Below are 18355 nucleotides of genomic sequence, written 5' to 3'. Positions count from 1 at the left end.
GTGCCGGGCCGGGCGGGGCGCGACCGGCCGGGGCGCCCCGCTCACCCCGGGGCGCATCCGGGCCGGGGCGTCCCGGCTCACGCCGGGGCCCCCGCCATCTCGTCCACCACGCGCCCGTCGAACAGGTGGATCGACCGGTCGGCGTGGCGCGCATACCGCGGATCGTGCGTGACCATGCAGATCGTCGCCCCGCCACGGTGCAGCTCGCGCAACAGCTCCATCACCGCCTCGCCGTTCGTCGAGTCGAGGTTCCCCGTCGGCTCGTCGGCCAGGAGGATGGCGGGGTCGCCCGCCACCGCGCGCGCCACCGCCACGCGCTGCTGCTGCCCCCCCGACAGCTGCGACGGGTAGTGCTTCACGCGGTGCGACATCCCCACCCGCTCCAGCGCCTCCAGGACCCGCTTCTTGCGCTCGGCGGCCGCCATCCCGCGGTAGGTGAGCGGCAGCTCCACGTTCTCGTACACCGTGAGGTCGCCGATGAGGTTGAACGCCTGGAAGATGAAGCCGATCTGCCGGTTGCGGATGCGCGCGCGGTCGGCGGCCGAGAGGTCGGAGACGTCCTCGGTCCCGAGCGTGTACGTCCCCCCCGTCGGGGTGTCGAGGAGGCCGAGGATCGACAGCAGCGTCGTCTTGCCGCACCCCGACGGGCCGTTGATCGCCACGTACTCGCCGGGATGGATGTCGAGGTGGATGTCGGCCAGCGCGTGCGTCTCCACCTCGTCGGTGTAGAAGATCTTCTTGATCCCCGTCATGCGGATGAGGGGCTCCGCGGCCGCGGCCGGCAGGTCGTTAGGCATGGTCATCGGTCGATTCTCACCCGGTTCACGTTGTCGAAGCGCGACATGTCGGAGATGATGACGCTGTCGCGGGTCTGCAGGCCCTGGAGGACCTCGATCGTGCTCACCGACGCGCGCCCCAGCTTGACACTGATGCGCGTCGCCGTCTTCCCGTCGGGCTCGATGCGGAAGAGCCCGATCGCCTGCTCCGGCTGCCCATAGGCCGGGCGGCCGACGTACATCACGTTGTCCAGCCGTTCCAGCTCGATCACCCCGTCCACCGACAGGTCGGCCCGCGCCCCCTTGGGAAGCTCACCCTCGAGCGCGATCTCCACGGTGACCGTCCCGTTCTGCGAGATGGGGTCCACTCGCATCACCTTCCCCGGGATGATCCCGTTGCGGGTATCCACCGCCGTCTTCTGCCCGACGACGATGTCCTTGGCCTGCGTCTCCGGCACCCGCAACACCGCCTTGAGCCGGCCCGGCTGCGCCACCGTGGCGAGCGTCTGCCCCGGCACCACCCACTGCCCCAGCTCCAGCGGGAGCGTCTGCAGCTCGCCGTCCAGCCCCGACATCACCCGCATCGACGCCACGCGCTCCGCCTGGAAGCGGGCCACCTGGCGCACCTGCTCCAGGTTCGCCCGCGCCTTCGCGAGCTGCTCCTGCATGGCCGCCGTCATGATGTCCAGGCGCTGCACCTCGAGCTCGAGCCGCGTGTCGAGCTCCTTCACCTGGTCGCGCGCACGCTCGACCTCGTTCTTCGACGAGAGCCCCTTGGCGTCGAGCCCCTCGATGACCGTCGCGTCGCGAAGGGCGTTCGCCCGCAGCGTCCGGACTTGCGCGACCTGCGAGGCCTGGTTGAGGCGGTTGGTCTCCAGCGTGGTGCGCAGCGTCACCAGGTCCTGTTCGGCCTGCGTCAGCTGCCGCTGCGCCTCGAGGGCCTGCAGCTGCACTTCCGGGTTCGACAGCTCGAGCAGGATCGTCGTGGCCGTCACGCGCGATCCGGGGCGCAGCGGGCGCGCTTCCACCCGCCCCGCCGTCACCGCGGCGACGTACCGGATGTTCTCGGGCACGAGTGTCCCCGGGGCGCGCACCTGCCGCACCATCGTTCCGCGCTGCACGGAGTCCACCCACAGCTCGCTCCGCGACACGCTCGGGGGGCGTGCCTCGAGGTTGCTGAGCGCCAGCGTCGTCGCTGTCAGTGCCACCACGCCCACGGCGATGAGCACGTTGCGCTTGGTCTTCTTCGGGGCTTCTCGCTTGATGTCCACGAGCGGTATCGATCTGAAGGTTCAGCGGATAGGACAACCGCTTGGTGTCGTCGCGTTTCGTCGCCTTTCCTAGGAAATTCTCGTGCCCAGGCGTGCCTTCGGCGAAGTCGTTGCCTGACAATACGTTCCGGGGCTCGAAGAAGTGTCGGTGGGGGAGGAATCCGTCCGGTTGTGGGACGCACCGTCCGGAAACGGACACTGGGCGCCATCGCATCAGGGCGCCGACGCGCCAACGCCCGGCGCCGGCCAGACGCTCCGGACCATTCACGGGTCGGCCGCTCGGGCGGCATCGCCTGGCCGCATACTTTGCGGGACAAAGTAGACGCCCATAAGAAAGGGCCCGGTTCGGGCCCGCCCTTCCTGCACCTCGCCTTACCGCCCCTCGTCTCGCCCTACTGGACCTCCGGCACCTCATCCACCACATCGATCAGTCGCCGCGCGCTGCGCCAGTTCCGCAGCAGCGACGGCCCCAACGATGACAGGGACGTCTCGATGACCCGTCGCCTGGACGTGCTGGCGTGGATCACCTGCCCGTTCCCGGCGTAGATCCCGATGTGCGTGATTCGACGCTTCGTCCCGAAGGTCAGGAGGTCGCCGGGGCGCAGCTGCGCCGTGTCGCGCGCCACCTCGCGTCCCAGCTTCGACTGCTCGTGGGCGGTGCGAGGCACCTCGAGCCGGAGGGCGCCAAGCACGTAGCGAATCAACCCGCTGCAGTCGAAGGCCTTGCCCGGTGCCTCCGCGCCAAGACGATAGCGTGTCCCGATCTGCGACCGGGCCACCGCCAGCACGGAGTCACGCAGGATCGATTCGTCCACCGGCGACGAGACCGCCAGCAACGGGGGGGCGGGGACAGCGGCCAGGCGGGTGGCGAGAGAATCCTTGAGCCGCTGGGCGGACTCGTTGAACGCCGCAAACGGCTTCTTCCGGGGTGCCCGTCGGCTGCTCCCCTGCGCCGATGCCTCGTGCGTCAGCACGAGCGACATCACGAGGATCACGGCCGTCAGGCAGAAGGATCGGGGCATTCCGGAAGTGCGGGGGAGTGCGGGGACGAGGGCAACGCCACAAGCTATCGCATGTGCACGACGGCGAAAGAGGCGGCGCGTCACGGGAAGAATGTTCCCCTTGTCCGCTCGGTCAAGCCGTGGGCACCCCTTCGTCCTCACCGCGGTAGATGCACCCCGACGTGCACGTCTCGCGCACCTGGACCTCCGCCAGCCCCGTGAGCGCCGGGGCGAGCGCTCGCCAGATCCATCGCGCCAGCACCTCGCTGGTCGGATTCTCCAGCCCCGGGATCTCGTTCAGGTAGCGGTGGTCGAGCCGGTCGTGGACCGGCTTCACCGCCGCCTTGATGTCGGCGAAATCCATGACCCATCCCGACCTCTCCCCGACCGCCCCGCCCACGCACACGCGAACGTGGAACGAGTGCCCATGCAACCGCGCGCACTTGTGCCCCTCCGGGACGTTGGGGAGCCGGTGGGCCGACTCGAAGCTGAATTCCTTGAAGATCAACATCGGGGGGGCAGAAGACGAGAAGACGAGAAGACGAGAAGACGAGAAGACGAGAAGACGGGAAGACGAGACTAGCGGATCCCCAGCTGCTTGTGGGTCTGCACGCTGAGGCGCCACTGGGGGTGGGCGAGGCAGTAGGCCAGGGCGGCGGCGGTGTGCTCGCCCACCAGCGGACCGTCCATGGGCTGCAGGGAGAAATGGCGGAAATCGAGCCACGCGAAACGCTCGGGTGGGGCGTCGGGCTGCGGGTAGACGAGCTTCAGCTCGTCGCCCGACGTCAGCACCAGCGGCGCGCCGGCCTTGGGACTCACGCAGGTCCAGTCGATCCCGGGCGGTGCCGGCTGCGTGCCGTTGGTTTCCACCGCCACCTCGAAGCCGGCGGCGTGCAGCGCCTCGACCGCCGCGGCGTCCAGCTGCAACAACGGCTCGCCCCCCGTGCACACCACGTAGGGGCGCCCGCCCGCGCCTGACGGCCACCGCTGGCGCACCGCCTCGGCCAGCTCCGCCGCCGTGGCGAAGCGCCCCCCCTCGGGGCCCACCCCCACGAAGTCGGTGTCACAGAACGTGCACGTCGCCGACGCGCGGTCCTGCTCGCGCCCCGTCCACAGGTTGCACCCGGCGAAGCGGCAGAAGACCGCGGCCCGTCCGGCGTGCACCCCCTCGCCCTGCAGGGTGTAGAAGATCTCCTTGACGGCGTACATCTAGCGGCGAGACGCGAGGCGGGAGTCGGGAGACGGGAGGGCGCTGGCACCGGCGGTGTTCGCGGGGCGAGCGATGGCAGGGGCGGGCGAATCGGCGTAGCGCGTGGGGTCGGGAATCCCCGCCTCGGCGAAGCCGCGGCGGCGCAACTGGCAGGCGTCGCAGTGGCCGCAGGCGGCGCCATCGGCGGCCGGGTCGTAGCAGGACGTCGTGAGGCCGTAGTCCACACCTAACGACGTCCCCAGCTCGATGATCTGCCGCTTGGTGAGGTCGATCAGCGGGGTGCGCACCCGGATGGGTCGCGTCCCCTCCACCCCGGCGCGCGTCGCCAGGTTCGCCATGCGCTCGAAGGCGGCCACGTACGCCGGCCGGCAATCCGGATAGCCGCTGTAGTCCAGCGCGTTCACCCCGATGAAGATGTCGGCGGCCCCCAGCACCTCGGCCCACGCCAGGGCGTAGGACAGGAAGATGGTGTTGCGCGCCGGGACGTACGTCACCGGAATCCCGGCCGACGGGTCGTCCAGCGGCCGGTCCTTCGGCACCTCGATGTCGGCCGTCAGCGCCGACCCGCCGAAGATTCGCAGGTCGATATCGACGATCACGTGTCGCGCCACGCCGAAGTGGCGCGCCACCCGTTCGGCGGCGGCGATTTCGGCCGTGTGGCGCTGGCCGTAGCGGAACGACAGGGCGTGCACCGCATGGCCGTCGCGCTGGGCGACCGCGAGGAGTGTCGTGGAGTCGAGCCCTCCGCTCAGGAGCAGGACGGCGGGTGGGGCGCTGGCTTGTCTAGGCACGGCGTGACGCTGGTGTTAACGTCTCGAAGCTAGTCGCTCCCGACCCCAGTCTCCACGCCACGAGGGCCCGATACCGTGGGCATGTCCTTCCGCATCTCTCCCGTCCCCCTGCGCCTCGCCTTCCTGGGAGCCCTGGTCCCCCTGGCGGCGTGTGCGCGCAAGGCCACCGTCGCCCCCGCCACCGCTGCCGCGGTCCCCGCGGCGCCGGACGGCCGCACGGTCATCCGGGAGATGAACGCGCGCTACATCGGCAAGTGGTACATGACGCTCACGTTCAAGCAGAACGTCGCCATCATCGCCCAGAATCGCCGCGAGACGCGCCAGGTGTGGAACCAGTACCTCACCCTCCCCGGCCGGCAGCGCATCGACTACCTCCCCCTCAGCACGAAGAGCGGGGTGCTGTACGCCGACGGCAATCTCTATGCGTACACCGGCGGGAAGCTGCAGAACACCCAATCGGGGTGGCACCCCCTCCTCGTCCTCACCGGTGACGTGTACACCCAGATGCCCGACACGACCATCATGCAGCTCGATTCGCTCGGCTTCGACCTCTCGGTCGCCCGCAAGGATCGGTGGGAAGGGAAGGAGGTCTGGGTGGTGGGGGCCGAGTCGGGCGACAGCACGTCGTCACAGTTCTGGGTCGACACCGACTCGCTCCTCGTCCGTCGCGTCATGGTGCGCGATGCGCGCGGCGCCCGCCCGGCCACCAACGAGACGCGCTACCTCAACTACCGCAATGTCGCCGGCTACCCGGTGGCCTTCAGCATGCGGGCCTATCGCGACGGGCGCCTGTATTTCCGCGGCGAGTCCACCAACGTGAAGGAGGGGGAGCGACTCCCCGTCGAGTTGTTCGAGCCGCAGAACTGGGCCACCTCGCAGCTGCGGCGTTAGGCGGCCGGGGCGGGACGGGGGGCAACGCCCCCTTCCCGGCGCGGCAGCCCGGTGCCGCGCCCGCCGCCGTGCCCGGCCCGGGAAATGACCGCGGGCGCCCTCAGGCGGCGTTGGAGCGGAGTGCCCCGACCAGTTCGCGCAGCTGCACGCTCCCGTGCAGCAGCTGCGTCGAGGCCGAGCTCATCTGCTCGCACGCCGCGCTCTGCTCCTGGGTCGAGGCGCTCACCTGCTGCGCCGCGGCGGCGTACCCCTCGGCCGTGCGCGCGATCGACTCCACGCTTTGTGCCGCCGAGGCGACGATGTGGGCGTTGCGCTCCGCCTTCGACGCCGTCCCGCCGGCGGCCGCGCGCGTCTGCCCCGCAGACGCGGTGATGCTGTCGAGCGCCGCGTCCACGTCGCGCGAGACGCCCTCGATCTCCGCCACCCGCGAGACGCCGGCTTCCATGGCGCGCGTCGTCGACGCCACTCGCGTCGTCACCACGCGCGTCAGGCGGACCACGTCGTCGGCCGCCCCTTGCGCCTGCTCCGCGAGCTTGCGCACCTCGTCGGCCACCACGCCGAAGCCCCGCCCGGCCTCGCCGGCGCGGGCCGCCTCGATCGCGGCATTGAGCGCGAGGAGATCCGTCTGCTCGGCGATGCGCCCCACCGCTCCCACCAGCTTGTTGATGTCCTCGGCCGTCGCGTTGAGCGCGTCCACCTCCGACGCGGCCTCGCGCACCGTTTCCCGCACCGTCGTCAGGATCCCCAGCGAGCGGGCGATCTCGGCCCGCTTGGCCCGCGCCGATTCCTCGATGGCGGCCGCGAGCGCGGTCAGCTCCGCCGCGCTGTGCACCATGTCTTCCCCATTGGTGCGGATGGCGCGCAGCGCATCGTCGATGGCCCGCAGCTGCCGCACCTGGCTCTCCGCTCCCGTCGAGATCTCCGTCATCGACGCCGCCATCTGGTTGGCCGATGCGGAGATCTGCTCGGACACGTTGGCCAGGTCGCGCGCCGAGTGCGCCACGTCGTCGGCCGTGCTCGTCGTGACCGAAACGACACGCGATAGCGAGACGGAGGCGCTGTTCATCGCGTCGGCCAGCTCCCGGAACTCGCCCGGGAGGTCGCCGTCCATCTGGGCCGTGAAGTCGCCGCTGCTGAGCGCGCGCGCCTGCTGGGCCAGCTGCCGGAGCGGGCGCGCGATCCAGTTGACCGTGCTGAAGACGACGATGAGTCCGAGGAATGCGGCCACCCCCATCACGATCAGCACCCACGTCCCGCGACGCTCGGCGTCGCGCCGCAGCTTGGCCGAGGCGGTGTCCACCGCGCTCGCCTTGAGCGTCGCCAGCTGGCGCACGTCATCGAGGAGTGCGTCGACGTGTTCGTCCGCCACCTTCCCCTCGCGCGCCGCCTCGTCGCGCCGGCCCAGGTCGGCCAGGCGATGGGCCCGCGCATATCGCACCTCGATGTCCGAGAGCCGGGCGTCGATCGACGCCACGAGCGCCGCCTCTCGCGCCGACTGGCCCGGAAGGAGGTTCATCGCCCGCTGGGCCGCGTGCGCCTCACGGGCCTGGTGCCTGAACTCCGACTGGGCCAGCGAGTCGCGCGACTCGAGGTAGCGCTGCGCCGCCGCCAGCTCCTGCGTGACCGCTCCGGAAAGCCGCGACGACAGCTGGGCGTCCACCTGCACCGACTCGAGCGTTTCGCCGATCAGCCCCGACATGCGGGAAATGGCCGCGCGCCCCACCACCCCGGCCGCGCAGAAGAGCGCGATCAGGAGCGTGAAGCTCACCAGCAGCCGCTGGCGAATGCTCTGGAACCGCAGGAGTCCGTTGATCATGAGCGGCGAGCCCCCTCGACCACGAGCGCCCCTCCGCGCACGCGCGTCATGACGTAGCCCTTGCCCACCACGTCACCCGACCGGTCGAAGGCGAGTGGGCCGGTGATTCCGGGCACCGGCTTCTCCGTCGTGCGCCCCGCCAGCCAGTCGCGCACGGCGGCGCGCGTCGCCCCTCCTTCGGCGATCGCCTTGGCCACGAGCATCGTCGCATCGTAGGCCAGCGCCGCATTGCCGTCGGGGTCGATGCCGTATTTCTCCCGGAAGGCGGCGGTGAACCGTTGCGCGTCGGCGCGCGGGTCCTGCGCCGAGAATGGCGCGCCCACGTATGCCCCCTCGGCGAGCGCCGTGTCGACCACGACTCCGGTCCACCCGTCGCTACCCATGAAGGCGGGAGCGAAGCGCTGCCGGCGCGACTCCCGCAGGATGGCAAGGCCGCTGATCTCGGTGCCGGCGACGAAGACGACGTCGGGCTTGCGACGGGAGAGCCACGTGATGAACGGCTCGTAATTGCCGTCACGTTCGGAGGGGATGGGATCGCTGGCGATGATCGTCCCGCCGAAGTTGCGCTCGAACGACTGGGCGAGACCGCGGCCGTACGAGTTGTTCTCGTACAGCACCGCCGCCCGCTCGAATCCCCTGGAGCGGGCGAACCGCGCCAGGTCGAGCCCGTTCACCGAGTCGGAGGAGATCACGCGGAAGACCCATGGCGAGATCCCGGTGAGGTCGGGGGTCGACGCCGTCGTGGAGACGGCGGGAAGCCCCTGGTTGTACACCGGGGCCGCAGCGATCATCGTCCCCGAGTTGACGTGTCCCACCACGGCCACGATCTCGGGATTGGCCACGAACTCGGCGGCGATGCTGACCGCCCTCGTCCCCTCGCCCTTGTCGTTGCGCTCGATGACGCGGAGCGGTCGTCCACGCACGCCGCCATCGCGATTGACCTGCTCGACCGCGAGCTCGATCCCGCGCTTGTTCATCTCGCCGTACCCGGCGTCCCAGTTGCCGGCGGCTGCAATGAGGACTCCTGTCTCGGAGGAGGAGCAGGCGGCGAGCGCCAGGAGGACGACGGCGCCCGCCGCGTGGCGGAGACGGGACGAGGTGCTGGGCATGTGAGAGGGGTGGGTCACCTCAACTAGACGCCGGACGGCCGAGGCTGGCAACGCGCCACGTCCGTCCCCCCCCACTCCCCACTCCGCGCTCCCTCACCCTCGCCCATCAGGGGGGGCCCCACCCCCTCGGGCCCCTGCGTGGTGGTTCCGCTTCTCAGGCCGCGGGGGCCGGCTCCTGCTGGGTCAGGCAGTGCAGCGTCCCCAGCCCCCACACCAGGTCCACCGAGTGGATCCCGACCACCGCGCGATCCGGGAAGCACTCGGCCAGGGTGTTCAGCGCCACGCGGTCGTTCGGGTCGTTGAAGGTCGGGACGAGGACCACCCCGTTCGCGACGTAGAAGTTCGCGTAGCTGGCGGGGAGGCGCTGTCCGTCCATGATCACCGGGCGGGGGAAGGGGAGGGTAATGACCCGCAGCCCGCCCTGGGCCGCCAGCGACAGGCGGCGCAGGTTGTCCGCCGAGCGCAGGTGGTTCTCGTCGGCGGGGTCGGTCTCGTAGGCGAGGACGACCGTGTCGGCTTCGATGAACCGGGCGATGTCGTCGATGTGGCCATGGGTGTCGTCGCCGACGCACCCTTCTCCCAGCCAGATCGTCTCGCGCACGCCCAGCATATCGCGGAAGACCGTTTCGTATCCCTCCCGGGTCAGCCCCGGATTCCGCTCCTGGATCGGGGAGAGGAGGCACTCCTCGGTCACCAGGAAGAGCCCCGTCCCGTTGGTCTCGATCGCCCCGCCCTCCAGCACCACGCGTCCGGCACCGTCGGGGCGCTGCGGCTCGATGCGGGGGAGCCCCGTGATCGCCTCCACCGCCCGCCCCACCTGTGCGTCGTGCGCGTAGTTGTCGTACTTGGCCCACGCATTGAACGCCCAGTCGGCCAGGACCACGCGTCCGGCCTCGTCGTGCACGCCGGTGGGCGCAGAGTCGCGGAGCCAGACCCGATCGTTAGGCACGATGTGGAGCCGGTATCCCGCCGGGTCGCAGCCGTGGGCCGCGAGCTTGGCGCGCGCATCATCGCGCACGTCCTCGTCGTGGCACAGGATCTCCACCCGCTCGTACGGGTGCAGGGCGCGCACGATCTCGGCGTACACCCACGGGATCGGCCCCAGCTTCCCCGGCCAGTCCGGTTCGTGGTGCGGCCACGCGATCCATGTCGCCGCATGAGGCTCCCACTCGGCGGGCATGCGATAGGAGACGGGAGACGAAAGAGGGGATGCGGGCGTCGTCATGGCGTTGGGGCGGAAGTTGGCGCGTGGGTGCAACGAGCGAGGTCAGGGAGAGACTGCCGTGGAGCGCGGCCGGCGAGCGTATTCGCGTCGCCGCCGGCGGCGCGCTCGAGGCGCCCGCCCTGCGTCCCTCCCCCTCACTCCCCCAGGTACCGGGCGAGGATCCCCCCGTACGCATCCACGCGCCGGTCTCGCAGGAACGGCCAGTTGCGCCTGGTCTCCTCGATGAGCGCCGGGTCGCACGTCGCGACGAGGACAGCGGGATCGGTCCCCGCTTCCGCGAGCACGCGCCCGAACGGGTCGTAGACCACCGACTGCCCGAAGAACTCGATGCCATCCGTCCCCGGGTGCGCCTCGAAGCCGACGCGGTTGGGGGCAGCGACGAAGACGCCGTTGGCGATGGCGTGCGACCGCTGGATGGTGCGCCAGGCGTCGACCTGCGCCCCGCCGAAGGTCGCCTTTTCCGCCGGGTGCCAGCCGATCGCGGTCGGGTAGAACAGGACGTCGGCGCCTAACAACGACGTGATGCGCGCGCCCTCCGGGTACCACTGGTCCCAGCAGATCAGGACGCCGATGGTCCCGTAGCGCGTCTTCCACACGCGGAACCCGCCGGCGTCGCGCGAGCGCGCCGGGATGCGCGGTGCGGTGTCGGCGGCGTCGCCGGGGGTGAAGTAGTACTTCTCCTCGAACAGCGGGTCGTGCGGGATGTGCATCTTGCGATACACCCCGAGCAACGTCCCGTCGGCGTCGATGACGGCCGCCGAGTTGCGGTACAGCCCCGCCGCCTGCCGCTCGTAGATCGGGACGACGAGGACGACCTCGAGCTCGCGCGCCAGCGCCCTCATGCGCTCGGTGGTGGGGCCGGGAATCGGCTCCGCCAGGTCGAACCAGTCGATGTCGAGCGACTTGCAGAAGTACGGGGCGTTGAACAGCTCCTGCAGGCAGATGACCTGGGCGCCGCGCGCATGGGCGCTGCGGACGCCGGCAATGGCGCGAGCGACATTCTCCTCGACGTCGCGCGAGCCGGCAGTCTCCTGCACGAGACCGACGGTGAACGGGGCGTTTGGCATGCGAGGAAACTATCGGCCTCGCCCCCAAACCCCAACGTCCCCCGCGGTCACTCCACCAGCGCGATCACCACATCGTTCACGTTGGTCCCCGTCATCCCCGTGCGCAGCAGGGCCCCGGCGGCGTCGAGCGCCGGGTAGGCATCGTGCTGCTCGAGGGCGCGCAGCGGAGCGTGCCCGGCCAGGGCGATGCGCGTCCACGTCGTGCCGTCCACGACGGCTCCGGCCGCATCGGTGGGGCCATCTCGCCCGTCGGTCCCCGCCGAGAGTATGGTGATCCCGCGCCCCTCCGCGCCACGCTCGTGCAGCGCCTGCGCCGCGGCCAGCGCCAACTCCTGGGCCCGCCCTCCGGTGCCGGTCGGCCCCTCGCCGAGGGGGACGGTCGTCTCCCCGCCCCACACCAGCGCAAGGCGGCACGGGATGTTTAGGGGGCGGTGCGACGGCATGGGCGCCGCACTCCGCGCCGCCATCGCCGCCATGGCGATGGCCGCGCCCATGCTGCGCGCGCGCCCGGTGATCGGCGTGGGGGCCACGCGGACGTCGACCCCCAACCGCATCCCTTCCTGCGCCACTCCTTCGAGGGCGCGGCGATTCCCGAGGATCACGCGAGCCTCGACTCCCGCCAGCGCGGGACTGCCGGGCTTCGGCGTCTCCTCCACCTCGCCCGACAGCGTGCGGTCGAGAAACGTCTGCACTTCCTGCGGCAGGTAGGCCCCGAGGCGCTGCTGCTGCGCCAGTTCGATCAGGTCGGCGGCCCGCCAGCGGTCGGCACTGCATGGCCCCGAGGCGATTGCCGACGGCTCGTCGCCGATCACGTCGGAGGCGATCAGGACCTGGACCTTCGCCCCCGCGAGGGCGCTCGCCAGCCGCCCGCCCCCCCATCGCAGCACCCGCTTGCGGAACGCGTTCATCACGTCGATCGGGGCCCCCGCGCGGTGCAGCCCTCGGAAGAGCCCGAGCATCGCCTCGGTCGAGATCCCCTCGACCGGTGCCGCCATCAGGCTCGAGGCACCGCCCGACAGGAGGACGAGGACGTCGTCGCCGGGGCGCACCAGCCGGGCGGCGGCCCCGAGCGCCTCGGCCGCCGCCCGTGAACGCTCGCCGGGGAGCGGATGGTCGCCGGCCATCGCGACCAGCGGGGTCACCTCGCCCTCGGCGCCGCGGGGGAGGTCGGCGGCGATGACCACCCCGCCGGCCGGGATCCGGCGCGCCACGGCGAGCGCATCGAGCGCGGCCCGGGCCATCGGGAGCGCCGCCTTGCCGGCGGCGAGGATCCAGGGGCGGGCGCCTAACGCGCGTCCCTCCAGCGTCGCGCGCGTGGCGGCGTACGGGTCGGCGGCGCGCACGGCGGCGTCGAACAGCGACTCGGCGAGGTGGCGGGCGGCGGTCATGGCCCAAACCTACATCGCCGAAACGCAGACCGCCCCGGCACGGGCGCCGGGGCGGTGCGTCGGGGCGAGCGGAGCCCGGGGGAGGGGAGCCGGGGAGGCTCGCTCAGCGCCTCCCCGCTTCGGGCGACAGCTTGTCGATGGCGGCCGCGAGCTCGGTATAGGCCTCGGCCGACATCTGGCGGAACGGCTGCGCCTTGTACGCGATGCGGCCGTCGGGGGCGATCACGTACAGCGAGCGATTGTCGGTCTTGTTCGCGGGGAGGTAGGCCCCGTACAGCGTTCCCACCGCACCGTCGGCATCGCTGGCGAAGATGAAGGGGAAGTTCGCGTCCTTCATCCACGACTGGAGCGTGGTGTCGGGATCGACGCTGATCCCGATGAGGGTGACGTGCTTCCCCCCATTGAAGGTCGTGGCGTACTGATCACGGTACGCCTCCATCTGGACCGTTCAACCCTTTGTCCGCGCCTTGAAGAAGAAGGCGAGGACGACGGTGTTGCCCCGGTACTTCGAGAGCGTGATCGCGTCGCGCATGGGGCCGTCCTTCGTGACGCCGCGGAGGGTGAAGTCGGGGGCGACGTCCCCCACCTTCGGCCCCGTCTCCGCCTGCTGCGCGCCGGCGACCGACGGTCCCCCCAAGGCGAGCGCGATGGCGGCCGCCATCGTCACGCCCCCGATCGAAGTGGATCGCATGTTGGTGTCCTGGCAGGTGAGTCTGGAAGTTGGCGGGCGGTGCAGGTGGCGCGCAACGGAGCGTCTCGGCCGGTGACGTCGCCCGCCCGCGTCCGTCCCCGCGTCCGTCCCCGCGTCCGTCCCCGCGTCTGTCCCCGCGTCCTTCCCCGCGTCATTCCCCGCATCGTGACCCCGAGTGGACACCCGACTGTCCGCAGGGGAGACACCCCTCACGCTAAGTCGTTGTGATTCCACGGGTCCGCGTGGGGCACGGGGCGTGCCATTCATGGGTGCACCCACATCGTGTCATTCCGGAGGATCCCATGAAGATCGCTCGTGTGATGTTCTCGTTGGCGGCGCTCGCCGCGCTCGCGGCCTGCTCGAAGGGCGAGGCGCCCCGCATGGATGAGGCGCTCAAGAACGACCTGTCGCTCGCCGCGCAGATGCAGCCGTACCAGCCGCAGATGTACGTCTCGCCCGAGGAGCAGGGCTATGCGTACGGATATGGCCAGCCGCGCTATCCGCAGCAGGGATACTACGGCCAGCCGTACTACCAGCCGCGGCCGCAGCAGGTGGTGTACCGCCAGGCGCCGGCGCCGCGCGTCGTGCGCCGGGCCCCCGCCAGCGAATCCGTGTACGGCGGTTCGAGCGGCGGGGGGTACGGAGGCGAGGCGGGCGTGGTCAAGAACACCAAGCGCGACGCCATCATCGGCGCCGCGGCCGGGGCGGCGATCGGCGTGGCCAGCACGCGCAATACGCTGAAGGGGGCCATCATCGGCGCCGCGGCCGGCGGGTTGCTCGGGGCGGTGGTGGGGGAGAAGATCGACGTGCGCCGCCCGCGTTAGGCGCTCACCGCCAGCCGCACCGCGCCGGGGTGGCAGCGCACGGTGACGGTCGTTCCCGACGCCTGGTGCAGCTCCCCGTCGGCGTCGAAGATCGGCGGGGCCTCGAAGGCCAGCGTCACCGCATGCACGGCGTGCCGGCTCACCTCCGGCGCGCCGACATGCGTTCCGCGCGTGGCGCCGGCAAAGACCGCGAGGCGCCGCCATGGCGACCCATCGCGCACCCTGATGAGGTCGAGGGCGCCGTCGTCCACGCGTGCCCCCGGTGCGATCAGGAAGCCGCCGCCAAAGCGCGGGCCGTTGGAGACGATCACCGCCAGGTGACGGATGGCCCCCGGCGCGGATGACGCGCTCGTCTCCCCGTCGCGCGACGCGTCGAGGTACGAAATGGCGGTGGCGAAGCCGCGGTAGCCGAACAGCTTCCGCGTCGCGGTCAGGAGGTACACGGTGTGCCCGCGCAGCCATCGCACCCCCTCCGTCGCGCGCAGGACCTCGGCGTCGAAGCCGAAGCCGGCGCAGTTCACGAAGTGGACGCCGTCCACCTCGCCCACATCGATGGCGCGCTCACCCGTCCCCGTGGCGATGGCGAGCGTTGCCTCGACGTCGTGGGCCGGCACCCCGGTGGCGTAGGCCAGGTCGTTTCCCGTTCCCGCCGCCAGGAGCGCCAACCGTGGACGCCGCCCGCTGGCCAGGATGCCGCGCACCACGTTCCCCCAGGTGCCATCTCCCCCGACGGCGAGGATCGTGTCGGCTCCCGCGCTGGCGGCGCGCTCGGCGAGCGCGAGCTCGTGCCGGGGGTGCTCCGTCAGGTGCAGCTGGTGCGGAATGCCGCGCTCCGCCAGGAGCGCGCGCAACCGGGGGAGCAGGCGCTTGGCCCGCCCCCTCCCGGCGACGGGGTTGGCGAGGATCGTGAGTGGGGTAGGGGGGGACATGGCCGGCGGAAAGAAACGGCGGCGCCATCCCGGAGGGAATGGCGCCGCCGCTCGGCTCGGGCGGGCGACGCGCGTGGACGCGCCGCCGCCTCCCCGGTCGGGAGGCTCGCTCGGGGGCGCGGGAGCTAGCGCCTCCCGCGGCGCCTCACCGCCCGCCCACCAGATGCCGCAGCACGTATGGGAGGATCCCGCCGTTGCGGTAATACTGCAGTTCCTCCGGAGTGTCGATCCGCGAACGCGCCGCGAAGCGTGTTTCCTTCCCGTCCGCGGTGCGAGCCACCACGGTCAGGGTGGCGCGCGGCGTCATCCCCTCGGCCAGCCCCTCGATGGCGTACGTCTCGAAGCCGGTGAGCCCCAGCGACTGGCGCGTGCCGCCGTCGGTGAACTCGAGCGGGAGCACTCCCATCCCCACCAGGTTGGAGCGGTGGATGCGCTCGAACGACTCGGCGATGACCGCGCGCACCCCCAGCAGCGCCGTCCCCTTGGCGGCCCAGTCGCGCGACGACCCCGTGCCGTACTCCTTGCCGGCAATGATGATCAGCGGGGTCCCGGCGGCCTTGTACCCCTCGCTCGCCTCGAAGAACGAGGTGGGCTCGGCCCCCGGCGCGGTGCGCGTCCACCACCCTTCCAGGCCGGGCGTCAGGTCGTTCTTGAGGCGGATGTTGGCAAAGGTACCGCGCATCATGACCTCGTGGTTCCCGCGCCGGGCGCCGTAGGAGTTGAAGTCCTTCTTCGCCACGCCTAACGACAGGAGCCACTGCCCGGCCGGGCTCTTCTCCGCGATCGACCCGGCGGGGGAGATGTGGTCGGTCGTGATCGAGTCGCCGAACATCCCCAGCACGCGCGCCCCCGCGATGGGCTGCACCCCCGGGGGCGTCATCGTCATCCCGGCGAAGTACGGCGGATGCTTCACGTAGGTCGACCGGTCGTCCCACGCGTAGCGGTCGCCCGTCGGGATGCGGATCGCCTGCCATTGCGCGTCGCCGGCGAAGACGTCGCCGTACTCCTTCTCGAACTGCTCGCGCTTGACCGACGACAGCACCACGTCCTCGACCTCCTTCGGGCTCGGCCAGATGTCGCGCAGGAAGACCGGGCCCGCCGTGCCGACGCCGATCGGCTCGCGGTCGAAGTCGATGTCCATGCGCCCGGCGAGCGCGTAGGCAACCACCAGCGGGGGCGAGGCGAGGTAGTTGAAGCGCGTCTGCGGATTCACGCGCCCCTCGAAGTTGCGGTTCCCGGACAGGACCGCCGCCACCGTCAGCTTCCCCTCGTCGATCGCGCGCGAAATCGGGTCGGGGAGCGGACCGGAGTTTCCGATGCACGTCGTGCATCCGTAGCCGACGATCTGGAAGCCCAGCGCGTCGAGCGCCGGCTGCACCCCCGCCTTCTCGAAGTACTCGCGCACCACCTTCGAGCCCGGCGCGAGCGACGTCTTGACCCACGGCTTCGCCTTGAGCCCCTTGGCCGTCGCCTTCTGCGCCAGCAACCCGGCCGCCAGCATCACGCTCGGGTTGGAGGTGTTGGTGCACGACGTGATGGCGGCAATCACGACCGACCCGTCGCGAACCGAGAAGCGCTCGCCGCGCCACTCGCACGGGATGCCGTTCCCCGCCACGGTCACCGCCCCTCCCTCCGCCACCATCGCCGCCTCGGCCGAGCCGGGGGCCGGCTTTGCCGCCCCCGGAATCGCGCTGGCCATGCGCGCCTTCTCCGCCGCCAGCGACTCCGCGTAGCTCGCCTTGACCGCGCTCAGCGGAATGCGGTCCTGCGGGCGCTTGGGCCCCGCCAGCGACGGGACCACCGTCGCCAGGTCCAGCTCGAGCGTGTCCGTGTACACGGGGTCGGGCATCCCGTCCTCGCGGAAGAGCCCCTGGGCCTTCGTGTACGCCTCGACCAGTTGCACCTGTTCCTCGCTCCGCCCCGACAGGCGCAGGTACTTGAGCGTCTCGGCGTCGACCGGGAAGAAGCCCATCGTCGCCCCGTACTCCGGCGCCATGTTCGCGATCGTCGCCCGGTCGGCGAGCGCCAGCGACGAGAGCCCGTCGCCATAGTACTCCACGAACTTCCCCACCACCTTCTTCTTGCGCAGCATCTCGGTGCAGGTCAGCACCAGGTCGGTCGCCGTTGCCCCTGGCGGGAGCTTCCCGGTGAGCTTGAAGCCGATCACCTCGGGAATCAGCATCGACACCGGCTGCCCCAGCATCGCCGCCTCCGCCTCGATCCCGCCGACGCCCCATCCCAGCACGCCGAGGCCGTTGATCATCGTGGTGTGCGAGTCGGTTCCGACCAGCGAGTCGCAGTAGGCGAGCGTCTCGCCCCCGCTCGCCGAGGCGAAGACGACCTGCCCCAGGTACTCCAGGTTCACCTGGTGGCAGATCCCCGTTCCCGGGGGCACGACGCGGAAGTTGCGGAACGCCTCCTGCCCCCAGCGCAGGAACTGGTAGCGCTCGCCGTTGCGCTCGTACTCCAGGTTCACGTTCAGGAGGAACGCCGCCTCGGTCCCGTACTCGTCCACCTGCACCGAGTGGTCGATCACCAGGTCCACGGGCTGCAACGGGTTGATCTTCGTCGGGTCGCCGCCGAGCGTCGCGATCGCGTCACGCATCGCCGCCAGGTCCACCACGCAGGGGACCCCGGTGAAGTCCTGCAGGAGTACCCGCGCGGTGCGGAAGGCGATCTCCTTGTCCACCGGCTGCTTCACGTTCCAGTTGGCGAGCGCTTCGACGTCGCCCCGCTTCACGAACGCCCCGTCCTCGCCCCGTAGCAGGTTCTCGAGGAGGACCTTCAGGGAGAACGGGAGGCGGTCGACGTTCCCCTTCGACAGCGCGCGCAGCGCGTCGAGGCGGAAGATCGTGTACGACCGGGAGCCCACCGTGAGGGTGGACTTGCTGCCGAAGGAGTTCGGATGTGTCATGGGCTCATCACGCAGATGAGGGCGCCGCAAGTGGCGGCGCAGTGGGTCGCTGAGCCACTGGCGGGGCACTCGGCACGCCGCCAGGCTGCGTGTAATCTACTCCAGGTCCCGGCCTTCTGGAGCGCGCCGCGCTCCACGCCCGTCCCCCGTCCCCCGATTCCCGCCCGGCATCGTGTCCCGAGCCTTCGTTGATGACGACCGCGACGACTCCGGTCCGAAGCGCGACTTCCACCTCCCCCCGGCCGACGCGCCGGACTACGACGCCGCCTGTGCGCGTGCGATCCTCGAGGCCGCGCGCGAGGGAATCACCGCCGCCGCCGAACAGGCCACCGGCTACTACTGGGGCGAGTCGCGCTTGCGCCCGCACGTCGCGGCGATCCTCGCCGAGGCGGTGGCCGCCGGCGACGAACGGCTCGAGCAGCTCGCGCGCCGTTTCCTGCGCTGAGCGGTCG

Annotated in this window: 17 protein-coding genes and 1 pseudogene; 3 read left to right on the top strand and 15 right to left on the bottom strand. The window is 71.1% G+C overall.

The annotated features are described in order from the left end of the window. Positions 1 to 77 precede the first annotated feature (77 nt). The 6 genes and pseudogenes from ABS52_15345 to ABS52_15320 form a co-directional block, all read right to left on the bottom strand. Positions 78 to 803: an ABC transporter ATP-binding protein gene (locus tag ABS52_15345; GenBank protein ODT02097.1), complete on the bottom strand. Its 726-nt coding sequence runs from the start codon at positions 801 to 803 to the stop codon at positions 78 to 80. Beyond that, entirely contained in the window at positions 800 to 2047 is a 1248-nt protein-coding gene (locus ABS52_15340) for an RND transporter (GenBank protein ID ODT02096.1), read from the bottom strand. Before ABS52_15340 ends, ABS52_15345 begins: the two co-directional genes overlap by 4 nt. 392 nt (positions 2048 to 2439) lie before the next feature. Further along, a complete protein-coding gene (locus ABS52_15335; GenBank protein ID ODT02095.1) occupies positions 2440 to 3069 on the bottom strand; it encodes a hypothetical protein in 630 nt (209 codons plus the stop codon). Between the two features lie 112 nt (positions 3070 to 3181). Beyond that, entirely contained in the window at positions 3182 to 3559 is a 378-nt protein-coding gene (locus ABS52_15330) for a 6-carboxytetrahydropterin synthase QueD (GenBank protein ODT02094.1), read from the bottom strand. A gap of 68 nt (positions 3560 to 3627) precedes the next feature. Continuing rightward, the gene (locus ABS52_15325; protein ODT02093.1) at positions 3628 to 4257 is read right to left on the bottom strand and encodes a 7-carboxy-7-deazaguanine synthase; all 630 of its coding nucleotides are present in this window, start codon (positions 4255 to 4257) and stop codon (positions 3628 to 3630) included. A gap of 93 nt (positions 4258 to 4350) precedes the next feature. Then, positions 4351 to 5049: pseudogene (locus tag ABS52_15320) on the bottom strand (7-cyano-7-deazaguanine synthase QueC). An 81-nt stretch (positions 5050 to 5130) separates the two neighbouring features. Between ABS52_15320 and ABS52_15315 the strand changes: the two are divergent. After that, complete coding sequence (locus ABS52_15315) at positions 5131 to 5940, top strand: hypothetical protein (protein ID ODT02092.1); 810 nt, start codon at positions 5131 to 5133, stop codon at positions 5938 to 5940. Between the two features lie 100 nt (positions 5941 to 6040). Here ABS52_15315 and ABS52_15310 read toward each other — a convergent pair whose 3' ends face one another. From ABS52_15310 to ABS52_15280, 7 genes are all read right to left on the bottom strand, one after another. After that, positions 6041 to 7756: a hypothetical protein gene (locus tag ABS52_15310; protein ID ODT02091.1), complete on the bottom strand. Its 1716-nt coding sequence runs from the start codon at positions 7754 to 7756 to the stop codon at positions 6041 to 6043. Continuing rightward, positions 7753 to 8865, bottom strand: a complete 1113-nt coding sequence (locus ABS52_15305; protein ID ODT02090.1) for a hypothetical protein — start codon at positions 8863 to 8865, stop codon at positions 7753 to 7755. The genes ABS52_15310 and ABS52_15305 overlap by 4 nt, the downstream gene beginning before the upstream one ends. Before the next feature lie 154 nt (positions 8866 to 9019). After that, the gene (locus ABS52_15300; protein ODT02112.1) at positions 9020 to 10090 is read right to left on the bottom strand and encodes an agmatine deiminase; all 1071 of its coding nucleotides are present in this window, start codon (positions 10088 to 10090) and stop codon (positions 9020 to 9022) included. A gap of 134 nt (positions 10091 to 10224) precedes the next feature. Further along, positions 10225 to 11157: an acyltransferase gene (locus tag ABS52_15295; protein ODT02089.1), complete on the bottom strand. Its 933-nt coding sequence runs from the start codon at positions 11155 to 11157 to the stop codon at positions 10225 to 10227. 47 nt (positions 11158 to 11204) lie between these two features. Beyond that, positions 11205 to 12545 (bottom strand): hypothetical protein, encoded by a 1341-nt coding sequence (locus tag ABS52_15290; protein ODT02088.1) that lies wholly within the window; start codon positions 12543 to 12545, stop codon positions 11205 to 11207. A 103-nt stretch (positions 12546 to 12648) separates the two neighbouring features. After that, the gene (locus ABS52_15285; protein ODT02087.1) at positions 12649 to 12984 is read right to left on the bottom strand and encodes a hypothetical protein; all 336 of its coding nucleotides are present in this window, start codon (positions 12982 to 12984) and stop codon (positions 12649 to 12651) included. Between the two features lie 9 nt (positions 12985 to 12993). Continuing rightward, positions 12994 to 13236, bottom strand: a complete 243-nt coding sequence (locus ABS52_15280; protein ODT02086.1) for a hypothetical protein — start codon at positions 13234 to 13236, stop codon at positions 12994 to 12996. A gap of 302 nt (positions 13237 to 13538) precedes the next feature. Between ABS52_15280 and ABS52_15275 the strand changes: the two genes are divergently transcribed. Continuing rightward, positions 13539 to 14060 carry a hypothetical protein gene (locus ABS52_15275; protein ID ODT02085.1) on the top strand — a complete coding sequence of 174 codons (522 nt, stop codon included), beginning with the start codon at positions 13539 to 13541 and terminating at the stop codon, positions 14058 to 14060. On the opposite strand, the gene ABS52_15270 is transcribed toward ABS52_15275, so the two are convergent. Together ABS52_15270 and ABS52_15265 are read right to left on the bottom strand one after the other, a co-directional pair. Further along, positions 14057 to 14989, bottom strand: coding sequence for a hypothetical protein (locus ABS52_15270; protein ODT02084.1), 933 nt, complete (start codon positions 14987 to 14989; stop codon positions 14057 to 14059). The two genes, ABS52_15275 and ABS52_15270, sit on opposite strands and share 4 nt — an antisense overlap. A gap of 145 nt (positions 14990 to 15134) precedes the next feature. Beyond that, the gene (locus ABS52_15265) at positions 15135 to 17903 is read right to left on the bottom strand and encodes an aconitate hydratase 1 (protein ODT02083.1); all 2769 of its coding nucleotides are present in this window, start codon (positions 17901 to 17903) and stop codon (positions 15135 to 15137) included. Between the two features lie 172 nt (positions 17904 to 18075). Between ABS52_15265 and ABS52_15260 the strand changes: the two genes are divergently transcribed. Next, complete coding sequence (locus tag ABS52_15260; GenBank protein ODT02082.1) at positions 18076 to 18348, top strand: hypothetical protein; 273 nt, start codon at positions 18076 to 18078, stop codon at positions 18346 to 18348. Positions 18349 to 18355 lie beyond the last annotated feature (7 nt).

This window comes from Gemmatimonadetes bacterium SCN 70-22, assembly GCA_001724275.1.
In the GTDB taxonomy this organism is placed as follows: Bacteria; Gemmatimonadota; Gemmatimonadetes; order Gemmatimonadales; family Gemmatimonadaceae; genus SCN-70-22.
The sequence above is the reverse complement of the archived record's forward strand: the minus strand, read 5'-3'. Positions and strand labels throughout refer to the sequence as shown.